20 protein-coding genes are annotated in these 26,812 nt (G+C 44.2%); 7 read left to right on the top strand and 13 right to left on the bottom strand.

Going from position 1 to position 26,812, the window contains the following annotated elements; genetic code table 11:
- Positions 1–22: 22 nt before the first annotated feature.
- Together rimM and ACWATR_RS08065 are read right to left on the bottom strand one after the other, a co-directional pair.
- On the bottom strand, positions 23–730 hold the full coding sequence (gene rimM / locus ACWATR_RS08070) for a ribosome maturation factor RimM (RefSeq protein WP_460331226.1): 708 nt from the start codon (positions 728–730) through the stop codon (positions 23–25).
- A 287-nt stretch (positions 731–1,017) separates the two neighbouring features.
- Positions 1,018–2,301 (bottom strand): valine--pyruvate transaminase, encoded by a 1,284-nt coding sequence (locus tag ACWATR_RS08065; RefSeq protein ID WP_460331223.1) that lies wholly within the window; start codon positions 2,299–2,301, stop codon positions 1,018–1,020.
- A gap of 373 nt (positions 2,302–2,674) precedes the next feature.
- Between ACWATR_RS08065 and ACWATR_RS08060 the strand changes: the two genes are divergently transcribed.
- Positions 2,675–3,784 (top strand): S-(hydroxymethyl)glutathione dehydrogenase/class III alcohol dehydrogenase, encoded by a 1,110-nt coding sequence (locus tag ACWATR_RS08060; protein ID WP_460331221.1) that lies wholly within the window; start codon positions 2,675–2,677, stop codon positions 3,782–3,784.
- A 649-nt stretch (positions 3,785–4,433) separates the two neighbouring features.
- On the opposite strand, the gene ACWATR_RS08055 is transcribed toward ACWATR_RS08060, so the two are convergent.
- Complete coding sequence (locus ACWATR_RS08055; protein ID WP_460331218.1) at positions 4,434–6,107, bottom strand: hybrid sensor histidine kinase/response regulator; 1,674 nt, start codon at positions 6,105–6,107, stop codon at positions 4,434–4,436.
- Positions 6,108–6,419: 312 nt separating this feature from the next.
- Positions 6,420–8,336: a GTPase family protein gene (locus ACWATR_RS08050; protein WP_460331216.1), complete on the bottom strand. Its 1,917-nt coding sequence runs from the start codon at positions 8,334–8,336 to the stop codon at positions 6,420–6,422.
- A 45-nt stretch (positions 8,337–8,381) separates the two neighbouring features.
- On the opposite strand from ACWATR_RS08050, the gene ACWATR_RS08045 reads away from it, so the two are divergent.
- On the top strand, positions 8,382–8,540 hold the full coding sequence (locus tag ACWATR_RS08045; protein WP_460331213.1) for a hypothetical protein: 159 nt from the start codon (positions 8,382–8,384) through the stop codon (positions 8,538–8,540).
- Here the strand turns inward: ACWATR_RS08045 and ACWATR_RS08040 are convergent.
- From ACWATR_RS08040 to ACWATR_RS08030, 3 genes are all read right to left on the bottom strand, one after another.
- Positions 8,530–11,187 (bottom strand): chloride channel protein, encoded by a 2,658-nt coding sequence (locus tag ACWATR_RS08040; RefSeq protein WP_460331210.1) that lies wholly within the window; start codon positions 11,185–11,187, stop codon positions 8,530–8,532. The two genes, ACWATR_RS08045 and ACWATR_RS08040, sit on opposite strands and share 11 nt — an antisense overlap.
- 242 nt (positions 11,188–11,429) lie before the next feature.
- Positions 11,430–12,743 (bottom strand): TldD/PmbA family protein, encoded by a 1,314-nt coding sequence (locus ACWATR_RS08035; RefSeq protein WP_460331207.1) that lies wholly within the window; start codon positions 12,741–12,743, stop codon positions 11,430–11,432.
- A 417-nt stretch (positions 12,744–13,160) separates the two neighbouring features.
- Positions 13,161–14,021: a Tab2 family RNA-binding protein gene (locus ACWATR_RS08030; RefSeq protein ID WP_460331204.1), complete on the bottom strand. Its 861-nt coding sequence runs from the start codon at positions 14,019–14,021 to the stop codon at positions 13,161–13,163.
- A gap of 282 nt (positions 14,022–14,303) precedes the next feature.
- Between ACWATR_RS08030 and ACWATR_RS08025 the strand changes: the two genes are divergently transcribed.
- Positions 14,304–14,636 carry a DUF433 domain-containing protein gene (locus tag ACWATR_RS08025; RefSeq protein ID WP_460331201.1) on the top strand — a complete coding sequence of 111 codons (333 nt, stop codon included), beginning with the start codon at positions 14,304–14,306 and terminating at the stop codon, positions 14,634–14,636.
- Between the two features lie 2 nt (positions 14,637–14,638).
- Positions 14,639–14,992 (top strand): DUF5615 family PIN-like protein, encoded by a 354-nt coding sequence (locus ACWATR_RS08020; protein ID WP_460331198.1) that lies wholly within the window; start codon positions 14,639–14,641, stop codon positions 14,990–14,992.
- Between the two features lie 141 nt (positions 14,993–15,133).
- On the opposite strand, the gene ACWATR_RS08015 is transcribed toward ACWATR_RS08020, so the two are convergent.
- The 4 genes from ACWATR_RS08015 to ACWATR_RS08000 all read right to left on the bottom strand — a co-directional run bounded on the left by ACWATR_RS08015 (position 15,134) and on the right by ACWATR_RS08000 (position 19,278).
- On the bottom strand, positions 15,134–15,781 hold the full coding sequence (locus tag ACWATR_RS08015; RefSeq protein WP_069071389.1) for an HAD-IA family hydrolase: 648 nt from the start codon (positions 15,779–15,781) through the stop codon (positions 15,134–15,136).
- 353 nt (positions 15,782–16,134) lie between these two features.
- Complete coding sequence (locus tag ACWATR_RS08010) at positions 16,135–16,275, bottom strand: helix-turn-helix domain-containing protein (protein ID WP_460331195.1); 141 nt, start codon at positions 16,273–16,275, stop codon at positions 16,135–16,137.
- Between the two features lie 242 nt (positions 16,276–16,517).
- Positions 16,518–17,711, bottom strand: a complete 1,194-nt coding sequence (locus ACWATR_RS08005) for an NAD(P)/FAD-dependent oxidoreductase (protein ID WP_460331192.1) — start codon at positions 17,709–17,711, stop codon at positions 16,518–16,520.
- 418 nt (positions 17,712–18,129) lie between these two features.
- Positions 18,130–19,278 carry an alanine--glyoxylate aminotransferase family protein gene (locus tag ACWATR_RS08000; RefSeq protein WP_460331190.1) on the bottom strand — a complete coding sequence of 383 codons (1,149 nt, stop codon included), beginning with the start codon at positions 19,276–19,278 and terminating at the stop codon, positions 18,130–18,132.
- A gap of 223 nt (positions 19,279–19,501) precedes the next feature.
- Here ACWATR_RS08000 and ACWATR_RS07995 point away from each other — a divergent pair, with 223 nt between their 5' ends.
- Positions 19,502–19,609 carry a DUF1499 domain-containing protein gene (locus tag ACWATR_RS07995; protein WP_460340277.1) on the top strand — a complete coding sequence of 36 codons (108 nt, stop codon included), beginning with the start codon at positions 19,502–19,504 and terminating at the stop codon, positions 19,607–19,609.
- Here ACWATR_RS07995 and ACWATR_RS07990 read toward each other — a convergent pair.
- Together ACWATR_RS07990 and ACWATR_RS07985 are read right to left on the bottom strand one after the other, a co-directional pair.
- A complete protein-coding gene (locus ACWATR_RS07990; protein ID WP_460331188.1) occupies positions 19,602–22,289 on the bottom strand; it encodes a PAS domain S-box protein in 2,688 nt (895 codons plus the stop codon). The genes ACWATR_RS07995 and ACWATR_RS07990 overlap by 8 nt on opposite strands.
- A gap of 252 nt (positions 22,290–22,541) precedes the next feature.
- Positions 22,542–23,843 (bottom strand): adenylate/guanylate cyclase domain-containing protein, encoded by a 1,302-nt coding sequence (locus tag ACWATR_RS07985; protein WP_460331186.1) that lies wholly within the window; start codon positions 23,841–23,843, stop codon positions 22,542–22,544.
- Positions 23,844–24,041: 198 nt separating this feature from the next.
- Between ACWATR_RS07985 and ACWATR_RS07980 the strand changes: the two genes are divergently transcribed.
- Complete coding sequence (locus ACWATR_RS07980; RefSeq protein ID WP_460340274.1) at positions 24,042–25,616, top strand: DEAD/DEAH box helicase; 1,575 nt, start codon at positions 24,042–24,044, stop codon at positions 25,614–25,616.
- On the top strand, positions 25,546–26,760 hold the full coding sequence (locus ACWATR_RS07975) for a DUF790 family protein (RefSeq protein WP_069071382.1): 1,215 nt from the start codon (positions 25,546–25,548) through the stop codon (positions 26,758–26,760). Before ACWATR_RS07980 ends, ACWATR_RS07975 begins: the two co-directional genes overlap by 71 nt.
- Positions 26,761–26,812: the final 52 nt, after the last annotated feature.

The following is a 26,812-nucleotide window of genomic DNA, read 5'->3' as shown; positions in this document are numbered from 1 at the left end:
AAATTCCCATTCAATTAATGACCTAATTATTAATTTCCAATAACCCAGGCGGCGGCGTGATTTCAATGCGATTAGATTTCAAGTCTACTACTGGTGCGATCGCTTCCACAAATGGAATCAAAACAGTCTTTTGCTTTTTGTCAGTAGTAAATGATTCATGGAACTTTACTTCTAACAAGTCATTTCCAGCCGGGATGATGTCTACCACCGTACCAACGAGTTCGCCAGATGCTTGCATGAAGACTTCCAAGCCAATCAAATCGAGGACATGATATTCATCTTCGCCTAATTGGGGGCGATCGCTTGCTGGCACCATTAACGTACAACCACGCAATGCCTCCGCCTGATCGCAATTTTCTACGCCAGCTAATTTAATTACATACAAGTTTTTGTTACTGATATAACGTCCTGTCAATAATTCGATTGGTTGTGGTTCTTTTTCACCTGAACGCAACAACCAACGTTTTCCCGGCACTTCAAATCTTTCGGGAAAGTCAGATACAGGATAAACCTTTAATTCTCCAGACAATCCTTGAGGGGAAACAATCTTACCAATTTCTAACCAATTATCGAGATTAGGGACTGGGGATTGGGTATTGGGAACTACGGGCTGGGGATTAGGGGCTGGAGATTGAACATTTTTAATTTTTGAATTTCCTCCTACTTTCTTGCCCCTCTGCCTCTGTGCCCCTCTGCCTCCAATATCTTTATTAGCTTCTTCGTGTTTCATTTCCATCTTTCCTACTAGTACAACACGGTGGAAATAAACCACCCATTCCAAATCAATGAAACGCTTAGAGGATGTTTTAAAAGTCCTCTGGTTGGTAGCAAAACGTTTTAGATCCCCCTAAATCCCCCTTAAAAAGGGGGACTTTTAGAGACTTTGCCCCCCTTTTTCAGGGGGGTTGGGGGGATAAACAAGTGCCTAAAATTACAGCCAACCACTTTTAAAACATCCTCTTAGGCTGTATTCATTTTTAATTTTTAATTTTTAATTTTTAATTCCGCCTTGCGGTGCTAGGCAGTCACAGGCGCACGCTTATAAGCTTCCTCAGTCACTTTTGCTAGACGTTGCATTGCTGTGGTAATCTCTTCATCACTACCGGTAAGGCTGATGCGGAAGCATTGGTGTTTGTGCGCCCACTCTTCCTCTAATCCAGGGAAGAAGGTACTTCCAGGGACAATAATCACACCTACTTGCTTTAATTGCTGGTAAAATTCCCAGTCACTAATGGGTAAATCCTGTAACCACAACCAAGCAAAAATTGCCCCTTCACCGCGATGGAGAAACCAAGGTAAATCCTTGGGCATCGCTTGTTCTAAACTGGTTTCTAAAACGGTAAATTTATTTTGGTAGAAGGGACGGATGACAGTGTGAGAAATTTCCACTAAGCGGCCAGAATTAATTGCAAGAGCTGCGATCGCTTGGCCGTAACGTGAAGAATGGAGACTCATATTTGCCTGAAAACACTCCAGCACTTCAATCCACTTTTCATCTCCAATGGCAATACCAATCCTTTCTCCTGGTAATCCCGCTTTTGATAAACTCATGCAGTGAAGGATGTTATCACCAAACACTGGTGTCATTTCAGTAAAGTTCAATGCTGGAAAGGGAGGTGCATAAGCTGAGTCAATTAAGACTGGCAGATTGTAAGGTGCAGCCAAGGCAGCAATCTTTTTCACCTCATCATCAGTGAGGACATTACCAGTGGGATTACAGGGGCGAGAGAAGAGAACACAACCTGTATTTTCTGTAATTGATAGTTGGCTGAAGTCGGGGCGATATTTAAATCGGTGGGCGGCTTCATCAATATCGAGAGTCGGTTTGTAAGCAATTAAGGCTTTTGGAACTAAGCAGATACCGCCGTAACCTGTGTAGTCAGGGCTGAGGGGCAAAACGATTTGTTTTAACTCACCACTGGGGGTGTAGCCACCGAAGCTATTAACTGCGTAGAAGTAGAGGGTTTGACTACCGGGGGTGATGAGGATATTGCGATCGCTTAAGTTTAACCCGTAGCGTTTGTTAAAATCATTTGCGATCGCTTCAATTAATGGTGCATAACCCTGACTTGAGCCGTAGCGACAAACTACCTCACCATATTCTGGACTAGCAAGAAGTTGTGCAGTGCAATCCCGCCATAATTGTTCTACCTCTGGCAAAATCAACGGATTACCAGCACTCAAATTAATAAACTGCTGCCCTGCACCCCCTCGTAATGTCTCGATAATATCCTTCATGATTGCTCTGACGCCAGTCAGGTTGGACATTTGAGCGCCAATTTGTGTTAGGGCAGGGTTCATAAGCTGTGACAAAATGTATTAATTGAGGGGTGAACAAATTATTTGGGAGTTGCTGCTGACATCCAGTTTACATCGTTGTCAAAACAGCTGTTGCCGTCTTTAACCAATCTAGCTAGAGAATGATATTTTAACAAAGGTAATAATATTTATCGTTATAGTGGCGATCGCGCTTAGTAAATCTGATGAAGTGATACAAAAGTGTATCATGCGCTCAATACTGATGAGGGGAGATGAGGTTAAAGGTTAAAGGTTAAAGGGTAAAGGGTAAAGGATAAAGAAACAAACCCCTTCCTCTTTACCCTTCTTCATAATGCCCAATGACAAATGACAAATGACAAATGACAAATGACAAAACTATACAGGAGTGCTGAAATTGGAAGTTAAAGCAGCAGTAGCTTACAGTGCAGGTAAGCCGTTAACGATTGAAACTGTTCAACTATCGGGGCCAAAAGCCGGCGAAGTTTTAGTTGAGGTTAAAGCCAGCGGGGTTTGTCATACCGACGCTTTTACCTTATCTGGTGATGATCCCGAAGGTTTGTTTCCGGCAATTTTGGGACATGAAGGTGCTGGTGTAGTAGTGGAAGTAGGGGCTGGTGTCACCAGTCTTAAACCAGGGGATCATGTGATTCCCTTATACACTCCCGAATGTCGCCAGTGCGAATATTGTTTGAGTTTTAAAACTAATCTCTGTCAAGCCATTCGCCTAACTCAAGGACGAGGTGTTATGCCCGATGGCACTAGTCGCTTCAGTCTCGATGGGCAAATGATTCATCATTATATGGGTACATCCACTTTTGCCAACTATACGGTGCTGCCGGAAATCGCCTTGGCAAAAATTCGGGAAGACGCCCCATTTGATAAGGTTTGCTACATTGGCTGTGGTGTAACTACTGGTGTTGGTGCAGTTATCAATACTGCCAAGGTGGAACCTGGGGCAAATGTCGTAGTTTTCGGCTTGGGTGGTATTGGCTTAAATGTCATCCAAGGGGCGCGGTTGGTAGGGGCAAATATGATTGTCGGGGTGGATATTAATCCCAACAAACGCGCTTTGGCAGAAAAGTTTGGTATGACGCATTTTGTCAATCCCCAGGAAGTAGAGGGTGATTTAGTTCCCTATCTGGTTGATTTAACAAAAGGCGGCGCTGATTACAGTTTTGAATGTATCGGTAATGTCAAAGTTATGCGTCAAGCATTAGAATGCTGCCACAAAGGTTGGGGCGTTAGCGTAATTATTGGTGTTGCTGGTGCTGGACAGGAAATCAGTACTCGTCCTTTTCAGTTAGTAACTGGACGCGTTTGGAAAGGTTCGGCATTCGGTGGCGCTAGAGGACGTACAGATGTGCCAAAAATAGTTGATTGGTATATGGAAGGTAAGATAAATATTGATGATTTGATTACTCATGTGATGCCCGTTGAGCAAATTAATGATGCTTTTGAATTGATGCACAAAGGTGAATCAATTCGGAGTGTAGTAACTTTCTAATTCGTAATTTGTAACTGATGCTTAGAGGTTGTTTTAAAAGTGGTTAGCTGTGACTTTCAGAACCTATTGGTCCCCCCTAGCCCCCCTTAAAAAGAGCTACGGTGTAAGTAAGTGGGCAAGAATAAATCAAACTACATTAAGTAATGTAAAATTCAATTGAATTAGCTCGTAGTAAGGGCTTGATCCCTTAAAAGAGGACTAAAGTCCCCACTACAAACCTTTAATTATTTACGCCGACTTACTTACACACAAGTCAAAAAAAGATCAATTTCCCATTTTTCTCTCGTTTATCTCGTTCCTATGCAGAGCATAGGAATGCCTGATTAGAGGCAGAGCCTCTAGTCAGATATTGAGTCAGAGACTCAATGAATGCATTCCCAGGCGGAGCCTGGGAACGAGAAAATACTTATCAAGCTAGGATTTTAGGACTTGTGTATACACCGTAGCCTTAAAAAGAGGGGAAAACTTCTTAAAGTCCCCCTTTTTAACGGGGATTTAGGGGGATCTAAAACTTTTCGCTACCAACAACAGGACTTTTCAAACAACCTCTTATATACTTTTGAGGAAATTTTGAGCGATCGCTTTTATCCAGGTGAGCCTGCGACAGATGATTTAATGGGATAAAAGCGATGTCTAGGACGGACTACGCTTACGCACTCATAAGATAGTATTGATCAATTTCTGCTGTAAGTATTTCAAAGTCCACAGGCTTGGTCAAGTGGCATTTAAAACCAGACTTAAGCGCAAGTTCCTTATCCATTTGGCCACCGTAGCCGGTGAGCGCAATCAGAATTGAGCGAGTAAATTTAGAGTCTTTACTCAGTTCTTGTGCAACTGCGAATCCATCCATCTCAGGAAGCCCGATGTCACAAATAATCACATTAGGCTCCAACTCCCTCGCAGTTTCTAACCCTACAATTCCATTCTTGGCAATGGAAACTTCATGCCCAAAATGCTCAAGTACTGCTTGTAATGATACGGCTGAATCGTCGTTATCTTCGATGACTAAAATTTTCAACGATTTTTTAGCCGCCTCTTTAATCTCCAAGTTGTTATCTAAGGTTGTCATCTCTTCGCATACAGGGAGAGTAACTTTGAATTCTGCTCCCAAATTAATCCCTCTACTTGAGGCTTCAACATTACCACCATGAAGTTCCACAAGACTTTTAACTACGGATAGTCCCAAACCTAACCCGCCCCTCGAACGATCTAAACTGCGATCGGCTTGGGTAAATGGCTCGAAGAGTTCTGGTAAGATTGTCGGGTCTATCCCTATGCCTGAATCTCTTACAGATAAGGCCGCTACACTGCCTGAGCCATTCTCACCAGGAATAAATGACAAATCCACCCAAATCGTCCCATCTGGCTTGGAAAACTTTAAGGCGTTATCAAGCAGGTTTCCAAAGACTTGGAAGAAGCGGGTGGAGTCAACATAAGCCCACACGGGTGTGTTTGGCAAGTCTTGTACTACAGTAAGATTTGATCTCTTTATTGCTTCTGTATGATCATTAAGACTCTGGCGAACTAAATCCACCAGATTCAACTTCTCAAGGTTTAATGAAATTTTCCCGTAGGTGATAGATGATACGTCGAGTAGCTCATCGATCAATTTTGAGAGGTGCTTAATCTGGTGTTGCATCATTAAAACTGTTTCCCCGACTGCACCAGTCTCGCCCAGCTTCAATTTGAGAAGCTGAACGCCGTTCGAGATGGGGGCAACAGGATTCCTCAGTTCGTGAGCTAGCATTGCAATGAATTTGTCTTTTAGGGCGTTTTGGTTCGTAAGTTTCTGGAAAAGTTGAACGTTGGCGATCGCAACTGCTGTAGTATCAGTAAGAATCTCCAGTAGTTCTATCTCTTCGGGAGTGGCTCGGTGTGTTGTACTCCAGTAGGCTCCAATTGCACCGAGTGGATCAGCAACCCGTATGGGAACCATCACTAAACTTTTGACAAAAGTTACTTTGTAGGCATCAAGAGGTATTCGAGCATCCTGGTAAATATCTTCAATCACGGCTGCTTGTTTATTGAGCATTGCCCAACCGGAGATGCAAGATTTCAGCGGAAAACGCATACCTTTCCAAAGTGGCCCGATGGCGTTTTCATCGACATAGTGGCAACATTCACCATCCCGCAGTACAAAAGTTACTCCATCAGCATTTGTGAGATCGCGAGCTGCCAAACGCACAATTTCAATAATTTCCTCAATAGTCCGCACACTGGCCAAATCCTTCACGACCGCAAGCAGGCTATTGTAAGACGAAATGCTATATCTCTGATGTGAATTCTGTTCTTGAGAGATGGAGGTTTGTAATATATTTTTCATAAACAACTCCGAATAAAAGGGGCGTCTGAGTAAAAATTCAGGTAAAGAAAGCGGGTAGGTTTCAGCAGACACCTACTCTTAATCGTAATCTTAACTTTGATGTTAGGAATACGACCCGATACCACATTTTGGATTTGTTATTTTCCTAGTATAATTACGCTATTTTCCAGTAAAATTAATCGTAAATATACTTAAAAAAGACGCGATAAATCGCCGTCTCTACAAGTGTTTTGGTCTTATCTGAACTGTATTGAGGTATAGCCCGTTGTAGACATTGCTTATAGGCGGCATTAATTCCTCGATGCAGACAAATTATTTGCTAATTGACAGATAATACTCAAATCGCTCCCGGAGTTGTTCAACTGTTAGATTCTGAGTCCAGTATTCCACTAGGGCATGACCAAATGCCCAGGCGTTGCGATCGGGTGAAGCGGAGTTTTCTAGCAGTAGCGGCCAGAGGGATAGCAATTCAAAGTTGAGCGGGTTAGGGTTGCCTGTATTCAAGAGTGAGAAAAGCTCATATCCCATTTGGAGTTTGCCAATCACAATCGGCAACTGTTCCACAGGAATTTGCTCTGCCAGCATATATGCTAAGGCTGGAGATCCGGTTGAGAGGGTAGAAACAAATTGGAGAACGGGACTTTTGAGAAATGCTGTTAATCCTTGTGTTGTCGTCATCTGGAAGGTGTAGTGGTCGATGATTTTGGCCGCGGCGATGATACGGGCTTCTAGATTCCGCAAAAAGCGGGCGAGACGGAGTTGCTTGCTAGGTGCGATCGCATCCACTAATCCCAATGAAAGCGCTTCTACTCCCCAAGCGGTTCGATTTGTTTTGCTGTCAGTTGTAACCACTGGTAGAACTAGATTACAGAAATTTCCTAGCAATTTGGCGCGATACTCAGTGGCTTCTCGAATAGAAACTTCTTTGGAGCGATCGCCCCATTCCCAATCATAAGGTGGTTGCCATTCGCGGATGGGACGCAGACGATCTACTTGAGTGACAATTGCGATCGCAGGTAAATCTGCAACTTCTGCTTTGATATCTTGCAAAAAGTCTACATCCATTTGCAGGGCAGGATCGAGGGCAGGGGTAGCTAACAGCAGCAAATCTGCGTTGATGGCATAATCAAGCACCAAATTTCGGAGATCGGCACGGTTGACTTGTTCATAACCAGGTGTATCCCAAAGCGTCAAGGTTTCTCCGCTTTGAGTCTGCCATTGATAATTTTGAATGCGATCGGTACTGGGCAAAACGTCAACGGCTGCGAGATCCGCCTGAAATAGTGTGTTAATCAAGCTACTTTTTCCCGAACCTGTGCGCCCTACTAGCAGAATATTCACAGGTTTTTGCTCAACCGCTTCGGCTGGTTGAGCTTGAGTTAAGATATCTCGGAGTGTTTGGGTTTTTGCCTTGGGTAGAGTTGGTGTGGAAACTACGGTTGCTGAAACTGGTAATGTGCTACGCCCGTAGAGTGCGATCGCTTGTCGGCATAAGTTTCTCAGGGCAGCTTCCCGAAATAACTGGCTCAAATTCCCCAATAATTGCTGAGTTGCTTGGTTACTAGAACCCTGACTGGCTTGTTTTGCCACCGCCGCCACCGGATTTAAAATCCACTGTGCCCAGTTCCAAGCTTTCCAGAATTTCCGAGCCGATGGTTCTAACTTTCGGTAGACTTCGTATCCTTGGTATGCTTGCCCAACCGTTACCTGATTTAGGACAGGCGATAACTTTTGCATCCACTGATCCATATCATCCACCGTTCCGCGAATTAGTCCGTAAGCTTGGGGGACGTAAATATTCAGCAGGGGATATTGAATTTGAGGATTGTAGATATGAGCGATCGCGACAACTAAATCTTGGCATCGCGTCCAAAAAGTTTGCCAGTCTTCCCAAATGGGGCGATCGCTTTGTGCTGCTTGCAGAATTTCTTGGAGTGCGGCTTCTGCTTGCTTTGTGGTGTCACTTCCCACTGTTCGTACAGTATCCTCTACTGTCGATTCTAGTTCTTCTTGGACTTGGGCTAATACAGCTTCTACTTGGTTGACAGCAGGTTGAGTCCATTTCACCAACAGCCAACGCCAACCAACGAATAAAAGGGTGAATACACCCCAAATCCAATTAATGCCCCACGCATGAATTTGCGAACCGGCGGATATCAGTAAAAAAATGATGATAAACGCGATCGGGATTGCTAAAACTACCCACTGCCACGGTTTTAATCGCACCATTGCCCCATACCTGCTTTGGTTAGACTTCTTATACAAATAGTAACTATGATGCCTTCTCTAGGAGAGGCTTTTTTGGCGTTGCATATTTGCGGGATGATTTTGCTAATTTTGTGGGATGGGCCGAAAAGCCATTGGTGTCAACTTAACGCGAAACCGCACGTCCGCCAGGTGAACAACACCCAATCAGCTTTTTTTAAGTATTAATTGCACCCCTAACCAAAATCACTGTACTTTCTACACCAGAGGCGATCGCTTCTGGAATATTACCCTGAATCGCCTGCTGCAACAATCCCTCGCGCGAAGCTCCCAAAACTACAACATCATAGCCTTCGGTTTTCACTAAGTTAATTACACCTTCCGCAACAGAATCAGCTTGTACTGGGAGCGCAACTACAGTACTGGACAATTTTCGCCGCCGCATCAAATGGCGGATGGCTTGTTCTAAAACTGACATATCTGGCTTGAGTTCTGATGGCTTAAATACCTGTGTCAGGCGAATTTGTGGATCATTTCCCAATGTAATTAAAGCCGGTAACAATTTAATCGCCAGAGGGGAATTGGGGCCACCAGCCATTGGGACTAGCCAGCGGTTGAAGGAGTGGGGAGTGGGGAACTCGGGGCCCCCTCTGGGGATTAGGGGCAATGGGGAGTGGGGAGGTTTGCCTAATTTTACTAAGACTACTTCGCAGGTGGCTTGGCGAATTACGGTGTCTACGACTGTGCCGAAAATCCGACCTGGGGTAGATGTGTTACCTTTCCATCCCATTAGAATTAGGTCGATGTGTTGTTCGTTAATTGTTTCCAAAATTGCCTGCGCTACGTCGTGGGTAACTCGAATCTGCGTGTGCAGGGGAATTTTCCATTTTTTTGCTAAGACTTCCGCCTGTCGTAGCAAGCGGCGACTTTTTGCCGTTCTTACCTGTGTTTCCGATGGGGAACTGTGGCGAGGTATCAGCATCACTTGCACGCAATCTATTTCATAATGGCGATCGCGGGCAATAGCTGCTGCCATTTGTAACAAAATACCCGCTGTTTCTGGATTAGCTACGGGCACTAATAATCTACCTCTGCCGATGCTGGGCGATCGCGTTTGGTAAACTATGTATGAAGGTTCTGGTCGCAATCCAGGAGTCCTGTTGTCACAATTGAGATGATCTGCTTCTGCCCGAATAATATCTGCACGGGTAATAATCCCAATCAGTTTCCGTCCATCCACCACTGGTAAGCGACTAATTTGATAGCGATCGAGTAAATACAGCACATTGCCCAAGGTGTGAATTGGTGTTACTGTCACTGGGACAGATGTCATAATTTCTTTTAAAAAAACATCGGCTAGGTTGCGATCGCGAAGTGTATGATTTGTACTCTCGCGTGTTTTTAGCAAATCTGATTGCGTCACAATCCCCACTAACTTGCTATCTTCTACCACGGGAAAACCGCGATGATGGGAACGGGCAAAAGCTTGCATTGCTTCTTCCAAACTCATCTCTGCATCTAGAGTTTCCACCCGTTCTTGCATCACATCTTTTGCGGTTAACTTGGTTAATGCTCCCTCCATCGGAACTTCTTTAGTGAGAGTGATGCCCTTTAACTCCAAAAGTTTCTCATAAAGCGAACCAGGCACAACCTTATCCGCAACCAAATAAGCTGCTACAGAAACAATCATCAAGGGTAACACCAGATTGAAATCTGTAGTCATTTCAAACACAATCACAATTGCTGTGATTGGAACCTTGGAAACGGCACTAAAAAATCCACCCATACCCGCTAAGGCGTAAGTAGTAGGAGAACCAGATCCAGTAACATACAACTCCGATACACCGATAATATGTCCCAAGCAAGAACCCAAAATCAGACTGGGAGCGAATAATCCCCCCGGTGCGCCTGAACCAAATGCTATCAGTGTGAGAATGAACTGGGCAGCAAAAGCGATCGCTGCTACGGTAGGATGGGCCCCTCCAGTAATTAAGGACTCTCGTAATCCTGTATTATCACGGAATGATGCCGGGAGTATGGCCACAATAATACCAGAGATAAATCCAGCTAAAGCCACCCGCAGCGGTAAGCTGATATGTAATCTTCTATAAAATTTAATACTAAATATTAAGCCGCGATTAAACAATGCACCAAACAACCCTGCCAAAATACCCAATAGCACAAAAAAGGGAATTTCGGGGATAGAAAATTGGCTAGAAGATTGCGTCAATTGCAGGTTAAGGTCAAGAGAGCCACCACCTAAGAGTCGGGATATTACCCCACCAATAAAGGAGGCGATAATGGCAGTTCCCAGAGTCAGCCCTGATAAATCCTGGAGTAACTCTTCAACGATAAATAATACACCTGCGATCGGGGCATTGAAAGCAGCCGCCAAACCAGCACCAGCACCCGCTGCAATCATTTGCCGTCGATGATCTGGGGAAGTGGGAACCCAACGACTCATCCCCGCTGCCAAACCAGCCCCCACTTGAACGGTGGGGCCTTGGCGTCCCAGCGTCATACCGGAACCGATGGCGATAATAGCACTGAGTAACTTTACACCTGCCACCCGCCAAGATAATGTCATCGGTACATTGGCCAGAGTTGCTTTCACTTGCGGGATACCGCTACCAGCGGCTTCTGGTGCCAACCTATCCACCAACCATCCAGCCACAAACCCCAGGATCAGACCAATTGCTGGTAGTGCCAGCCATACCGGGAAAAGATGGGTACTATGAACTCGCCATGTCCCCAGCCATCCCGAACCTACTTTCAGGAACACCGCAGATAGGGCAGCAACCAAACCGATAATACAAGCTTCGGCGATCGCTAAACCCTTTCTCGGCTGCCACCAGGTGCGAAAGCGCTGATTCATACCAATTTTGGATTTTAGATTTTGGATTTTGGATTGCTGTTACCGGAATCTCAGAGGATGTATAGCAGGAGGCAGGAGGCAGCTATGCTGGAGGCAGGAGGTAAAAGTATTACTATTCCTAGCCTTGGGGTTTTCAAAATGTCCTAACCTATGTGGCTACGGCTATAAAAGTCGTTGGAAAATGTAATTTGTTGCTACACAGCACTATCCTCAATTACGAATTACGAATTACGAATTACGAATTAATTACTTCTCCCCGTGGTGGATAGCCCTTCTACTATCAGAGACGGAGTATAACAAGAACCATTCCAATCGGCATCATTGCCCAGTGTAACCAATTGTTTGAGGGCTGTGTAGACATTACCTGCTACCATCGTATCCTTAACACGCCCAATTACCTGACCATTTTGGACGCGGTAGCCTAAATCAACGTTGATTGAAAAATCTCCAGAAATACTGCCGCCACCACCCAACATTTGATCCACAATCAAGCCATCATCTAGTTGTTCAATTAAGTCTGGTAGCGATGCCGAACCTGGCTGGATGAGAAAATTAAATAAACCAGGGGTGGGATAGCTGCCCAAGCCAGGGCGAAAACCATTTCCAGTGGTGTCAGTTCCCAATTGGCGTCCGGTGGTGCGATCGCCATAAAAATGCTGTAAAATCCCGTTTTGGATAAATACTAAAGATTTAGTCGGAGTACCTTCATCATCAAAGGGGCAACTATAAGGGCCCGCTTCTGGATCTTGGTAGAGGGTAAGACTGGGTGCAACTACTGCCTTACCCAAACGTTCTGCCCAAGGGGAAGCTACTTCTAAGACTCGCTTGCCATTCAACGCTGCTTGCACAGTACCCCAAAGCATATCGGCGGCTTTAGAAGTGAATAAAATCGGGACACGGCCAGTAGGAGGTGAGACATTTTCTCTGGCCCAAATTAACCGTTGTAAAATTTGGTTAGCTAATCTCTCCGGGTGGAGTTCTCCCCGTTTAGTTTGACCATCAGAAACACTTAAAAAATCATCGCCGCGTACCCATTCTGCTGATATGTAGCAGCTGAGGGTAGTATCCGTATAGTGACAATCTAAACCTTTAGTGTTGACTAGTCTAGTGGTTTCAACATCACATTCCCAGTCACCATTGCATACAACATCGGGATAGGCATCACGGATCAGTGCGATCGCTTCTTTGCCCCAATCTACCAAAACCTCTATAGGCACACTTTCCCCTAAATCTGGGTAGGAGGGCTGAAAGTTAGAGGCTAATTCCACTGTTTCTGGATGATTAAGTTCACTTAGTCCCAGAGCTTTTTCCACCATTACTTCGGCTGTGACAGAACCGTAAGCCACCGTGAGTCCTGGTTGCCCGTTTCGCCAAAGCCGTAGTGCTGTGCCTTCAGATTGACTGGTTTCTAGCTGTTTGAGTCGGTTTGCCTCAAAAAACACTGGACGAGAAAGCGATCGCGACTGATACACCTCAGCTGCTTCTGCTCCAGATTTTATAGCTAGTTCCAGCAGCTGTTCTGCTAGTGTATCTTGTGACAAATTTTCAGAACCCATGACCCTTAGTGAATTGTGGATTTTGAACCGCATATCAACGCCCTCTCTTGAAAAGTGCGATCGTCAAAAGCCGACGATCAGACTTTCTGCTGATGAACGCAGATAACTATCCAAAAATCATCAGCGTATTTCGATAGTTACGATTTAAAACCGCAGATCAACACTGATGGACGCAGTTAATTATCCCAAATCATTGCCATGTCTCAACGGATCTGGTCATTTGTCATTTGTCATTGGTCATTGGTCATTGGTCATTTGTCATTTGTCATTTGTCATTGGTCATTTGTCATTGGTCATTTGTCATTGGTCATTGGTCATTGGTCATTGGTCATTGGTCATTGGTCATTGGTCATTGGGCATGGTTATTCTCCTTGTCCCCATGCCCCATTCCCCATGCCCCATTCCCCATGCCCATTTTCAAAGATTAACCTCTTGCAACAGCCAAAAACCAGCAAAAGATTCTGCTTTGGGATCAGACTGCACACCGATAAAATGCACACCGTTAGCTTTTTGCTTGGCTTCTTCAAAACCTTTAGCTTCTGCTAAGATTTGAGGCTTCTTAATATTTGCCACAATCCAGCTCTCTGTTACACCAGTTTCTAAAAGCAATCTCGCCTCTTCGCTGGTGTCAAATCTTAAGAAAGCCAACTCCAAACCAGACATCCAGCCAGCTAAGGGCAACGCTCTCGGTGAGAAAATCAAAATACCAGGAATCCGAGCTTCCGGTGAAACTTTCGCCAACTCTAAAGGAAAAGCTTCACCAAAACCAATTTCCCATTCTGGCATCTCAGCAAAATCCGCAGCATCTAAGGTAACAAATACCCACTGCTGTCCTTCTAAAGCATCTGGTAAACGTTGCGGCAAAGGTTTTTCCAAGCGGACTGAGGGATTAGTCCCCCCTTGATATCCTGCCTCTTGAGGATACACTTCCTCCATTCGCTGTTCTAACCATTGGTTGAGAACCAAAGTACGGCGGCTAGGCTGGGCGGGAATACCCAAGTCTTGACAGGCTTTAGTAATCATATTGTTCATTTGGCGGCGGAAAAAGCGGATTTTAATTGGTGCTTTTCCAGCCTGGTTAATAGCCTCCTGCAATGCTGTCCGCAACCAGCCCGAATTTACCTGGGTACTGGGACAATATTGAGCATAGCGAAACAAAGAATCTGCTTTTGTGTCGATATCCAAGGGGCTTTCGCAAACTAAGACTTCCCAAATTTTTTTCTGATTAGCGTCCAAAATTGGACGGGAGTAAAAATCGATTTCCCAAATACTGCCCATGTTTTGCGGTAAAAATCTGGCTGTTATGTTTTCCTGATATGTTGATCATACGAGTGTTGGGGCAGCAGGGGAATAAGGGAGTGGGGAGTGGGGAGTCGGGGCAAGGGGGATGAACGAGTCTTTGAGGTGGATAATATAAATACTAAGCATGTCAGACTTAGAGATTTTATGTCCTTGATCCTTTAAGACTTGCAAAAAATGCAACAACAGTACCCTAGCGATCGCATGAAACTATTCAATGGCAATTAGGATAATGTTAAAAGACCCTACAGAGGTAGATGAATGCAACTAGAAGATTATTTTGAGTTTTTAGACCCAGATGACATCCGTCTCAAAGGCCATCGCATTGGTATTGATAATGTGATTCAATATTACCTGCAAGGATGTTCACCGGAGCAAATTCTAGAAGAATTACCTTCCCTGAATTTGGAGAAAATTTATGCGACGCTTACCTACTACCTGCATAATCGTGTTGAAATAGATGCTTATATGTTGCGGCTAGCAAAGTGGCGAGAACAGCGCTATCAAGAATTATCAGCTAATCCTTCACCTTTGATGCAACGTTTAAGAGCATTGAAAGCGCAACGTGAGCAGGAGTTGCTAAACTCTTGGTAAAGGTGCGTTTTCTCATTGATGAAAATTTGTCGCCCAAACTGAAGATAGCTGTTTTGCGCTTCAATCCAGCAATAGATATTCTGCGCGTAGGCGATGCCGAAGCACCGCCATTAGGTACGCTTGACCCAGATATCCTGCGCTACCTGGAATTATCCCAACGAATATTGGTTACAGACAACCGCAAAAGTATGCCCGAACATCTGGAAGAACACTGGAGAGATGGAGGACATATTTGGGGACTATTTTGGTTGCGTTCCAGTGGGAACCTCAGTATTTGGGCAGAAACAATTTATTTAATTTGGGAAGCGACTGAGGCAGAAGAGTGGATTGATAAATTGGATTGGATTCCACTTTAAAAGTTTGGCATTGCTGAATTTAAGTAGGAATTTAGAAATTAACTTTTGCTAAGTGGACTCATTGAGCCAATTCCACGACTTTACGTGAAAACTAGTGATAGAGAATGTTTTCATAGCCGTGGGAGCGTCAAAGTATCTTCCTCAATTCCCCCGGTTGATCCAAACGCCTCTGAGTCCAGCTGCTTTAGCTGCATAATAGTCTTCTACAATGCTATCGCCGATATGCCACGCCGCCTCTGGGGAACATTTATGTTTATCTAAGGCAATGGCAAAAATTTGAGGATCGGGTTTAGCTGCACGTACCTGGGTAGAAATGGTGACGGAGGTAAAAAACTCTCTCAATCCCAAACTTTGTAATACTGAGTAAATCCGAGAATCAAAATTGGACAGCACCCCCAAGCTAACTCCCAACCGCCGCCAGTTGATTAAAGCTGGTAAAACATCGGGATAGACAAACCACGGTTCACCAGTGCCAAAGTGAATGTAGAGTTCGCTAAAAAAAGCTGAAAAGTCAGAAAATTCCTTGAGAACACCTGCCCTTTCAAAAGTATTCAGCGCAATTATCCGCCACCAATCAAACTCGCGCTGGGGAATATCTTGCAATTCTGCATCTGGGAATATCGGCGGCGGCGCTGCTTTAAAGCTTTCGATGAAGGCTGTATTCAATGTTTCGGCTGAAACTGTAACATCAAATTCCTGGGCTATCTGACTATAAACTTTGCCCACACTACCTTTGACATCAAAGAGTGTACCCACAGCATCTAAAAAAATAACTTTCGGTTGTTCCATTAAAGTTTGAAAATTTTGAATGTTGAATTTAGATTTCGTCTTGTTAAAGAGCTTCTGTGGGTAGAGTCTAGCATCTGCTAAGTAGGATGGCAGAAGTGACATGACTCCGGGCTGAAGCCTCGGAGGATCTAAGAATCACTTCTTAGTTTTCCTAGTTGCTCCCTTACGGGTTTTCGACTTTGACCTAGACCGAGATATCTCAGTCCCCGGCAAACCGTCTGCGTAGGCATTTTGGGTTCCGACGTGTCCCGCCGTACTAATGAGGGCTATTCCTCTATTTCTAATTACTTGACCACTAGCAACATCACGATCTGTTTTGTATCCGCAACTAAAACAATAATGTACTCTAATACTTAAATCCTTTCTAACTTCTGCCCCACACTCAGGACATTCAAGAGCAGCCCATAGTTAAACGCATGGCGACAAACATCCATCCACTCAATGAGCGACTGTTCTTGAGTGATGTTTGGGTAGATTCGGTAGCGGTAATTCATGGTTAACATTCCACCGTTTTAACACACATTTAGTGGAGAATGTAACTCTAGTAAATTAAAGCCGTGCTAGAAGCACGGGGTTTTTTACCCAATTTTCTGATAACCGTAAATTTGTTGGTTCTTTACCAACGCCCTTCAGAAGTGCTGAGTGCTGAGTTGGGAATCTCACTTTTTTACTCAGAACTGGAAACTAGGAAGAGTCACAAATGACCAATGACAAATGACAAATGACCAACCTGAAGTTACCGAGAAAGTGTTTCTATTATCGGACGGGCTAGCCAATTAAAACCAACTTTCAGCTGATGCTCTAAAGTTGGCAACCTATATAAATAGGCAACGCGACGGGCGACGTATGCCAAAGGCCCATCTAGTTTAACTCCCAAACCAGTGAGAGTGGCGTTGTCTATTCCTAATGCCATCATTTCTCCTAACTGTTGGTAGTGGAAGGGAAGGAGGGGGCGATTAGTTAGAGTTGCCCAGATATTCCAAGCAGTATAATCAGCTTGTTGAAAAGCTGCTTGTGCGGTAGCGGGGACTTGTTGTCCTTCAGCATCATGACAATCTGCTAAATCTCCCAAGGCAAAGATTTCTGGATGATCAAGAACTTGCAGATTGGATGTAGTGGTGATTTGACCACGCTTATTTTGCTTGAGAGGAAGAGATTTCACTACGGGCGCAACCCTAGTTCCCACAGTCCAAATTACTAAATCTACGGGAATCGTGTCTAACTGGTTTTTGTACTCTAGGGAAATGCTATTTTGCTCGATTGATTCTACTTTGGTTTCTAAATCAAGAAACACACCACGGGTTTCTAAAGCTTTCTTTGCTGCTTCTCGGTTAAACTCTGGGGAAGTTCGCAAAATTTGGTCAGCGATTTCAACGATCCGAAAGCGTCCTCTTTCGCCTAGTCGGTCGGCTAACTTACAGGCTAACTCTACACCACTGTAGCCAGCGCCAACGATCGCTACCCGAATTTTATCAGCATCCGATTCTTCTAAAAATCGCAGGCGTTCTTCTAAACGATAAGCATCAGAGATTGTCCGGAATGTGTAAGCGTAGGCTGCTGCACCCGGTACTAAATCTAGCGGTGTCTCACCTCCTAGCGCCAGCACTAAGCGGTCGTAAGGGATTTCCGGCCCTTCTTGGATATTTACCCGTTGCTGGTCGATGTCAATTCCAGACACAACCCCTTGATAAAAACGCACCCCTGTACCTTGTAAAATTTCTTCAAAAGGTGGGGCGATTTCCCAGGTTTGCAGTTCGCCAGTGAGTAATTCGTAAAGTAAAGGAGAGAATAGGAAGCGATCGCTTTGATCTACTAGAACAATTTCGGGTTTTTGCGTAGATTCCCAAGGTAATTGGCTTAAGCGCAGGGCTGTGTAAAGACCACCAAAGCCTCCACCAAGGATACAAATTCTAGAAGTTTGTTGAGTCATCTATTCTATCTGTGGAACAGTCAATACTAGTTGAGCAACTAACTTCAGGGTAACTGAAAGTTTAGATTTCAAAACCCTTCATTTGTATGAAGGTTCCCATATTTTTATCAAGAAAGGCAGGAGAAATACTGCTTCCAGCACTGAGAGCAATTGACCGGAGCGAACTTGGGTTTAAGACAAGAACACCAAATTTTTAATTTGGTGGCTTTTATTCAGTACCCTCCTGAATCCCCAACAGAGGTAAGACCTTCTGCCTTCTGCCTCCTGCCTCCTGCCTCCTTCATCTGCCATGTGCGACTTTATCTCAAACCTAACCCCCAACCCCTTCCCTACTAGCGTTGGGGAGCAAAAATCAAAGCCTCTCTCCTTTTAGGAGAGAGGTTTAGAGAGAGGTCAGAATATTAAGTTGCACATCGCGTTACTTAGATAAAACCTGCCGTAATGCTGCTAAAAGTTGGTCAACACTTTCTTTACGACTATTAAAGCCCATCAATCCCACGCGCCAGACTTTACCCGCGAGTTCGCCAAGACCACCGCCAATTTCAATATTATGTTCATTGAGTAACTGCCGTGCGATCGCTTTCCCATCTACCCCTGCTGGTATGCAAACAGTTGTAAGCGTTGGTAGTCTATACTCTTGCTCAACGTGCATACTCAGCCCTAAACTCTCCAAGCCTTCCCAGAGATACTCTACGTTCTTTTGATGCCGCTGCCAGGAATTTGCTAACCCCTCTTCTGCAAGCAAACGTAGTGCTTCCCGCAATGCATAGTATAAATTAATGGGTGCTGTATGGTGATAGGTGCGTTCAGTACCCCAATACTTGCCCAGCAACAACATATCTAAATACCAGTTTGCAACCTTCGTTGGACGCTGTTGCAATTTCTCAACTGCACGCGCACTCATGGTAAAAGGCGAAGCACCAGGCGGGCAACCCAACCCTTTTTGGCTACAACTATAGGCGAGGTCAACTCCCCAAGCATCTAAAAACAACGGGACACCACCCAGACTTGTCACCGTATCTATTAACAGCAAAGTGCCAAATTCACGACACAAATCAGCGACCCCTTCCAACGGTTGACGTGCGCCAGTGGAGGTTTCAGCATGAACTAAAGCTAAAATAGCTGGACGATGAGTTTTTAGGGCAGTTTGGAGTTCATCAAGGTTGAAAACTTGTCCCCAAGGTTTGGTAATAGTTCGCACATCAGCACCATATCGTCCAGCCATATCCACGAGGCGATTACCGAAGTAACCAGCGACACCAATCAAAACCACATCACCAGGTTCTACAGCATTGGCGATGGTTGCTTCCATTGCCGCTGTTCCCGTACCGCTGACTGCAATGGTGAGTGGGTTTTCTGTTTGCCAGACGTAGCGTAGCAACGACTGAATTTCATCCATGAGTGCGAGAAAAGCTGGGTCAAGATGCCCAACAGGCGAGGTATTCATCGCTTGGAGAACTGTGGGATGGGCATTGGATGGCCCAGGGCCCAACAGCAGACGGGATGGGATTTCTAGCGGTTTGAGTTGCAAGCGCCCAGAGTCGTTGATTGAAATTGTTTGCGTCATAATCTGTCTTCGCCTAGACGATACTTACCGGATCATATAGGAATCCGATTTGATTCCTGAACTTACTTGTGTAATGAGGGGACAGGAAAGAAGCAATATGTACACTCACCGAAAGTCAAGATTATTTATATGCCAATACAGTTCAGAATGAGCAACAAAACCCTTGTAGAGACGGCGATTCATCGCGTCTTCAAAGACAAATTATCTACACCACTAACCTTAACTGAACCGTATTGATTTATATGCAGAATTTAAAAGTGCTTTACTGGGATTTGTGGATGATGCAGAATTCTACCTAAGAGTTTGCTCCTCCTGCCTCTATCCTAAATAGCTTTCATTGGCAGACTGATAACGAATGTCGCTCCCTGTCCAATTCCTGGACTTTCGGCCGAGACAGTGCCACCGTGTAATTCTACCAAGTGACGGACGATCGCTAATCCTAATCCTAATCCACCATGCGATCGCGTGGTGGAACTGTCAGCTTGACGAAAGCGTTCAAATACATGGGGTAGGAATTCGGCAGGAATTCCCCCTCCCGTATCACTCACCCGAATTTGTACGTAAGATTCAATTCGCTCTAATTGCACATCAACTCTTCCGCCCTTGGGTGTAAACTTGACGGCATTGGAGAGCAAATTCCACACAACCTGTTGCAAGCGGTTGGCATCACCCACAACTACCTCTACTTCTGGGTCGAATCTACAGTTAATGCTAATCTCTTTCGCCTGGGCTGCTGGGTACACAGTATCGATTGCCGCCTCTACAAGTGGTACAAGTTTTACCCGATTCATACTTAGATTGAGAGTGCCTCTAATAATCCGTGACACATCTAGAACATCTTCAATCAGTTGCGCCAGAGATTTAGTGTTCCGCTCAATTGTCTCTAGTGCCCGACCAGTCATAGTTTCATCAAACTTGCGAGTTCTAAGTAGCTGTGCCCAGCCCAGGATAGCGTTTAGTGGTGTACGGAGTTCATGGGAGAGTGTGGCCAGAAACTCATCCTTCATGCGGCTTGCTGCTTCTGCATCCGCGCGTGCTGCTTGTTCGCGTTTAAGTAGTTCTTCACGTTCTTGCTCTGCTTGCTTGCGATCGCTAATATCAATCATGAATCCATGTAGTAGCTGCGGCCCATTGTCATCGCGCACCACATTCACAATGTCATACAGCCAAACTACTCTGCCATCAGCAGCCAACATTCTGTATTCAAATTCGTAATTATTCAGTAACAGCGAAGATTCTTGACAATACTGGATAACCCACTCCCGATCTTCTGGATGTATATGTTTTGCCCAGAAATCATCGGTGTACCACTCAGACAATGGATAGCCCAGAATCTCAACAGTTTGTGGCCCTACATAAGTAAAATTCCCGGTAGTGGCATTTACCTCCCAAGGAATCATGCGGACTTTTTCGGTGAGTGTTTTTAACCGTTTCTCGCTCTGTTTGAGAGCTGCTTCTGCTAACTTATGAAGTGTAATATCTGTAATTAGGGCAACAAATCCTGCAACTTTTCCCTGCTGACTAAACTGGGGAATGTAAGTAACATTCATGTAATGGTTTGTGCCATCTTTATGAGGTAATTGGGTTTCATAAGTTACCTGCTCTCCTGAGAGTACTGCTTCTACATAAGGAAGAATCGACTGATAAACCGACTCTCCCAGAATTTCTCTAATGTGTTTACCAGAAATTTCGGAAGCAGGAATCCCAAACCAGTGTTCATATCCTTTGTTATTAAAGCGATAACGCTGCTCACCATCAACATAGGAAATCTGGACGGGCACCGCATTTGTAATCAGGCGCAGTTCATCTTCTCGTTGACGCAGTGCTGTTTCTGCCCTTTTCTGCTCTGTGATGTCGCGTTGAGTTCCCCAAGCTCTAACTAAAAGGCCATTTTCGACAACTCCCACCAGATTATTCAAAAAATATTTGGAATTACCTTGCTTATCTATTTCGTGGGACTCAGCATCGATTAGTCGGTAGTTAGAACGGATAAAATTACGCAGGTATGCAATATTATGTGGATCGGAAGCAACAAGAAAGTCTCCTAGTCTCACGCCGATAATTTCTTCGGCACGAGAACAGCCATACATCTGCGCCATCACATTGTTGCATTCTGCCAGATAAACATATTGGTAAAAATGTTGAATTTGTGTATCTTCTGGGCAATCTACTGAAATTGGTACTTCCAGTTCGATGCACCAAATACCTTCAGAACTCTGCTCTAAAAAAGTGCGGTAGCGTTCTTCGCTTTTAGAAAGGGCAAGCTCTGCTTGTTTGCGTTTGCTTAAATCAAGTACAAAAGAGATAATCTCGTTAGGATTATTTTCTGACAAAGCAGAACCTAACAGGATAGGAACGCGACTGTTATCTTTGCGGATGTATTCGTTCTCAAAGGGCTGACATACACCTTTGGTTGTGAGTTCTGCGATCGCACTGTTGTTAGCTTCAATATATTCTGGTGGTATCATATCGCGCCATCGGACTCGCCCTGCTTGCAAATCTTCTTGGGAATAACCTACCATCCGTAAAAAAGCATCATTAGCCTCTGCGTAGGCGTAGCCCGCCGTAGGCATCGCTCCATCCATATTGGCTACAGTTACCCCAATAATGTTGGACTCTATCAACCTTCTAAACCTTCCCTCGCTCACCTCTAGCTTCTGCAAACTCGTTTGAAGATGTTGTTTGGCAGTGCGTAACTCTGAGTTCAGCAAGTTAATAATTGTTGTCACCAGCACAAACAAGCTTAACCGCAGTATGTTGTCTAAACTTACAACCAGGAGCGAAAACACTGGCTCTAAGAAAAAGTAGCTGACGGCTAAAGTAGATAAAGCAGTCGCCAGCAACCCTGCTTCCATGCCACCATACCAGGCACTAACTGCCACGGCAGCAAAAAACAGCAGGAAAATACTTGATTTCAGTAGTGGCTGTAGCAATAGTGTCAGTAGCAATACGCTACCAACAGCCAATAGTGCCACAGCATAGGGTGCTAGAAGGGAACGTGTTCCTTTCAATTTAGCTTCTCCTTATATGCAGCTAGCTAAAGGATTATTCCCAAAATCAGCTAGAAAATGCGTAGGCAAGCTTGTCGTAGACATCGCTCAACATCTATTATGCATCGAAAAAATACACACCTAAGCAGTTGCTTGCTGCGAATCTATCTAAAGTAGTAAAACAGAGTTTTAGTAAAGGTTGAATAAGCTGATAATTGTCGCTCTAATTATATATGTCTTATTTTGGAGTCTCCGTCAAAAAGTATAGATTTATTAAGTTTTGAAATTAATTCCCTTGAGTATATAGGTCATCATTTCACCTTTACCTTTCACCTGAATTAAACCTCGTTTTTCCAATAAGTATTTATCCTTTAAAAGCTGATAACTTGCTTCACAAACCTGGATACTACCTGCAATACCATGCGATTCCATTCTACTTGCCGTATTGACTGTATCTCCCCAAAGGTCGTAGGCAAACTTTTTCAGCCCGATCACCCCTGCGACTACTGGCCCTGTACTAATGCCAACGCGGATGCAAAAGGATTGGTTATTTTCTTCGTTAAATGTAGCTACAGCCTTTTGCATATCCAAGGCCATATTAGCTATTGCCGGAGCATGGTTGTTAGACTGATTTGGCAACCCTGCAACAGCCATATATGCATCGCCAATAGTTTTGATTTTCTCTACCCCATGACGTTCTGCCAATTGGTCGAACAAACAGAATATTGTATTTAATAGCTCGACTAATTCCGCAGGAGATGTCCGACTTGAAAGTTCTGTAAAGCCAACAATATCGGCAAATAGCACCGTAACTTCCAGAAAACTATCGGCAATAGTTGTCGGTTGTTGTTTTAATTGTTCTGCAATCATCTCTGGCAGAATATTTAGTAGTAGCCGTTCTGATTTGTACTGCGCTAGTTCCATTGCCTTACGAGCGTAAAATTCTTTTTTTCGCAAGCGCTCGTATAAATAGACAGAGAAGACACAAATCATGCAAGTCCAAAATAAATATAAACCCTGCTCAATGTAGAAAGCTGATGGATGGGTTAATTGGGGACTATACAATAAATATAAAACTAAATAGCAAATAATTGTTCCTATTTGTGCTATTAAATGTAACCACCATTGTACTGGAACGATTGTAGCCTGAGTCAGAAACATCAAAGTCCAGATATTACTTCTAGGTTCGAGATTATTAAACAGCAAAGCTACATCAATTTGGACGGCACAAGTTACAGACCAGCATAAACTCAAAAAAATTAAATTTGGGTAACGACGACCTATAGATGTTTTACATAAACCCCAACAAATTAGCGTGAATAATTCTACTACAATACCGATTTTAAAAGCATATATCTTGCCTTGTAATTGGGAATTCGCCCAGAGAAAAAAAGCGATTAAAGTCAAGCCAGATACCAACATAATCTGTGCCTGTAATTGCAGCCGTTTCAGCAAAAAACTCTGTCGCTGTTCTTTGTAGGATTCGGCAAGGTTATTGTTGGTTTGCCGATAGGACATTCCGTGACTAATGAGCGCATCGAGTTGGTTTTTGTCGGAATTAATTGGATGAATCATGCACTTTTTGCGTTATTAGTAATCAAGGGAGTGGGGACTGGGTACTGGGTACTGGGTGCTGGGTTCTGGGTTCTGGGTTCTGGCTTCTGGAGGCTAGGAACTTGCGGACTAGTTTTCCTATACCTAATTTTCAATATCCAATCCCCAATCCCTAGTCCCCAATCCCCAATCCCCAATCCCCAATCCCCAGTCCCCAAAATGGCTCGTACCCCTACATTAAATTTTGATCGTGGCACATTAATTCTCCATCCACCACCACGTGGCAAAGGTTGGATGGACTATGCGACGTGGGATGATAGAGTTGAAAAGTTCCGCATTCCAGCAATTAGATACCGATCGCTAGTAGAAGCATTACAAGCGGAAGATGTTTATTTTATCGATGAGGCGAAGGAATTCTATCCTGTAGACTTGGTTCCCACTCTGGAAATGGAACCCTATCCTCACCAAACTGAGGCGCTAGCGGCTTGGAAACTGGCGGGTAGGCAGGGGGTTGTTGTGCTTCCCACGGCGGCGGGAAAAACTTATTTGGCGCAAATGGCGATGCAGTCAACGCCGCGCACAACGCTGATTGTGGTGCCAACCTTGGATTTAATGCATCAATGGTATGCACACTTGGTAGCGGCTTTCCCCGATGCTGAGGTGGGATTGCTGGGAGGTGGTTCGCGGGATAGAACGGCTATCTTAGTTGCAACTTATGATAGTGCCGCAATTCACGCTGAGACGTTGGGAAATCAATATGCGTTGATTGTTTTTGACGAATGTCATCATTTACCGACAGATTTTAATCGGGTAATTGCTGAATATGCGATCGCACCTTATCGCTTGGGACTCTCCGCAACACCAGAACGCACCGATGGTAAACACGCTGATTTAAATATCCTCATTGGTCAAGAAGTATATCGCAAACGCGCCGAAGATTTGGCGGGGAAAGCCTTAGCAGAACATGAAATTGTCCAAATTAAGGTAAAGTTATCGCAACTTGAGCGCGAAAGATACAACCAACTAATTCAAACCCGCAATGACTTTTTGAAGCAATCCAAGATTTCTTTAGGGAGTTTGCAAGGTTGGCAAATGTTCGTACAAATGAGTGCGCGATCGCAATCTGGACGGAGGGCGATGTTAGCGCATCGGGAAGCGAAAGATATCGCTTTGGGTACTGATGGTAAATTGCGAATTTTAATTAATTTATTAGCAGAACATTATCCGGCAAGAATTTTGATTTTCACTGCTGATAATGCAACAGTTTATCGGATTTCTCAAGAGTTGCTAATTCCGGCAATTACTCATCAAACTCCTGTGAAAGAACGGCATGAGATATTAACAAAGTTTCGAGAGGGTCAATATAATACTTTGGTTGCTTCTCATGTGTTGAATGAAGGTGTTGATGTGCCGGCGGCTTCTGTGGCGATTATTTTATCGGGAACTGGTTCGGCTAGGGAGTATACTCAGCGATTGGGGAGGATTTTACGGAAGGGAAATATTGAGAATAAACAGGCAATTTTATATGAAGTAGTGGCGGAGGATACGAGTGAAGAAGGGACTTCGGCTAGGCGAAGAGGGGAGAGGAAGGTAGAGGGAGAAAAGAAAGGGAAGTTACAGGTTGTGTATGGGAGTGGGAAGGAAAAAAGTTTGAAGGCTGCGGAACAGATAGAAATTAATTATTCAACTGAAAATCCAAAATCTAAAATCAAAAATTCAGCAGATGTTACCGACAGATTTACTGATGCATCGCCAAAACGGCGAGGAGATCATCCCGAAGAGACTGAAGATTGATCAAAAAACTTCGGAGTTGGCGATTGAGTTAATTAATTATTTTCAATCAGCAGTGGGGAAGACTCAAGGTGTGCTTGAGCGACAACTGACTGACTTTGAAGGAGATTCAACAGATTATCGGGTGAAGCGGGGATTAGCTTATATTCTCAAAAGCAGTTTTTGCACTTTTGAAGTGGTTAGTCCTCTGGAACCACAAATGTTAAGAGAACGGGTGTTTTCTCTAGCTGCAAAGTCTGTTTCTAGTCGAGAATCAACACAAGTTACTCTGAGTAAAATTGCTGATGAGTTAACTCAAGAACTTGAGCGGGAAGTTTTAACAGAACAAGTTCGGAATGGATTATATGCTGATTTATCTGAAAATAAAATTTTGACTGTTTTTGATGCACCAACAGCACCAGATTTGTTAAATAGATATAACTTATCTCAGGTGCAGGGTGTATTTTATAAAGCCAGTCAACTTGTATTAAATGCCCACCGGAATGTTCCGGGAGAATATAAGCTGTTATTTCGCTATCTAAAGTTGTTTCAATTGATGGCTTATATTGAGGGTGATGCTGACCACGGGTTTACAATTACCATTGATGGGCCGACGAGCTTGTTTAATCCGAGTACACGATATGGGTTAGCGATCGCAAAACTTATCCCCGCTTTACTTCATGTTACTAAATGGAGTCTTTCTTCCATTCTCAAAACCCGCGATGCTTATACAAATAGTTGGAAAACTGGACGTTTCACCCTCAATTCAGAATGTGGTTTAGTATCCCACTATCCACCGGGAAAGCCTTACGATAGTATGCTAGAAGCATCATTTGCTGATAAATGGGATGCGTTGAAAAGTGGTTGGGCATTAGAACGAGAAGTTGATTTGATCCCAATCCCTGGTAGTGTGATGATTCCCGATTTTCGCTTGGTGCATCCTGATGGACGCACTTTCTTATTAGAAATTGTTGGGTATTGGCGGCCGGAATATTTACAAAAAAAGTTTTCTCAGGTGCGGCGGGCTGGACGTGATGACTTAATTTTGGCAATTTCCGAACGACTTAATTTAGAAAAGGCGGGAGTAAAATTAAATGATGTCCCCGCTAGAATTGTTTGGTTTAAAGATAAGTTATTGCCGAAAGCTGTGTTAGCTGTGATGGATTAACTCATCGCACGTCTTTCCGACGCCCTGCTGCGAATGCTCCTTTTGGTAAATA

The sequence above is a fragment of the Nostoc sp. UIC 10890 genome (assembly GCF_054786515.1).
The sequence above is the reverse complement of the archived record's forward strand: the minus strand, read 5'-3'. Positions and strand labels throughout refer to the sequence as shown.

What these genes read in the sequence shown, in the direction of transcription:
- ACWATR_RS07980 (WP_460340274.1), top strand. Translation starts at nt 24,042, where the DNA reads ATGGCTCGTACCCCTACATTAAATTTTGATCGTGGCACATTAATTCTC.
- ACWATR_RS08030 (WP_460331204.1), bottom strand. Translation starts at nt 14,021, where the DNA reads ATGGGCAGTATTTGGGAAATCGATTTTTACTCCCGTCCAATTTTGGAC.
- ACWATR_RS08050 (WP_460331216.1), bottom strand. Translation starts at nt 8,336, where the DNA reads ATGGTGCGATTAAAACCGTGGCAGTGGGTAGTTTTAGCAATCCCGATC.
- ACWATR_RS08025 (WP_460331201.1), top strand. Translation starts at nt 14,304, where the DNA reads ATGCAACTAGAAGATTATTTTGAGTTTTTAGACCCAGATGACATCCGT.
- ACWATR_RS08035 (WP_460331207.1), bottom strand. Translation starts at nt 12,743, where the DNA reads ATGGGTTCTGAAAATTTGTCACAAGATACACTAGCAGAACAGCTGCTG.
- ACWATR_RS08000 (WP_460331190.1), bottom strand. Translation starts at nt 19,278, where the DNA reads ATGACGCAAACAATTTCAATCAACGACTCTGGGCGCTTGCAACTCAAA.
- ACWATR_RS08045 (WP_460331213.1), top strand. Translation starts at nt 8,382, where the DNA reads ATGATGCCTTCTCTAGGAGAGGCTTTTTTGGCGTTGCATATTTGCGGG.
- ACWATR_RS08055 (WP_460331218.1), bottom strand. Translation starts at nt 6,107, where the DNA reads ATGAAAAATATATTACAAACCTCCATCTCTCAAGAACAGAATTCACAT.
- rimM (WP_460331226.1), bottom strand. Translation starts at nt 730, where the DNA reads ATGAAACACGAAGAAGCTAATAAAGATATTGGAGGCAGAGGGGCACAG.
- ACWATR_RS07975 (WP_069071382.1), top strand. Translation starts at nt 25,546, where the DNA reads ATGTTACCGACAGATTTACTGATGCATCGCCAAAACGGCGAGGAGATC.
- ACWATR_RS08010 (WP_460331195.1), bottom strand. Translation starts at nt 16,275, where the DNA reads ATGAATTACCGCTACCGAATCTACCCAAACATCACTCAAGAACAGTCG.
- ACWATR_RS08065 (WP_460331223.1), bottom strand. Translation starts at nt 2,301, where the DNA reads ATGAACCCTGCCCTAACACAAATTGGCGCTCAAATGTCCAACCTGACT.
- ACWATR_RS08015 (WP_069071389.1), bottom strand. Translation starts at nt 15,781, where the DNA reads ATGGAACAACCGAAAGTTATTTTTTTAGATGCTGTGGGTACACTCTTT.
- ACWATR_RS08005 (WP_460331192.1), bottom strand. Translation starts at nt 17,711, where the DNA reads ATGACTCAACAAACTTCTAGAATTTGTATCCTTGGTGGAGGCTTTGGT.
- ACWATR_RS08040 (WP_460331210.1), bottom strand. Translation starts at nt 11,187, where the DNA reads ATGAATCAGCGCTTTCGCACCTGGTGGCAGCCGAGAAAGGGTTTAGCG.
- ACWATR_RS07985 (WP_460331186.1), bottom strand. Translation starts at nt 23,843, where the DNA reads ATGATTCATCCAATTAATTCCGACAAAAACCAACTCGATGCGCTCATT.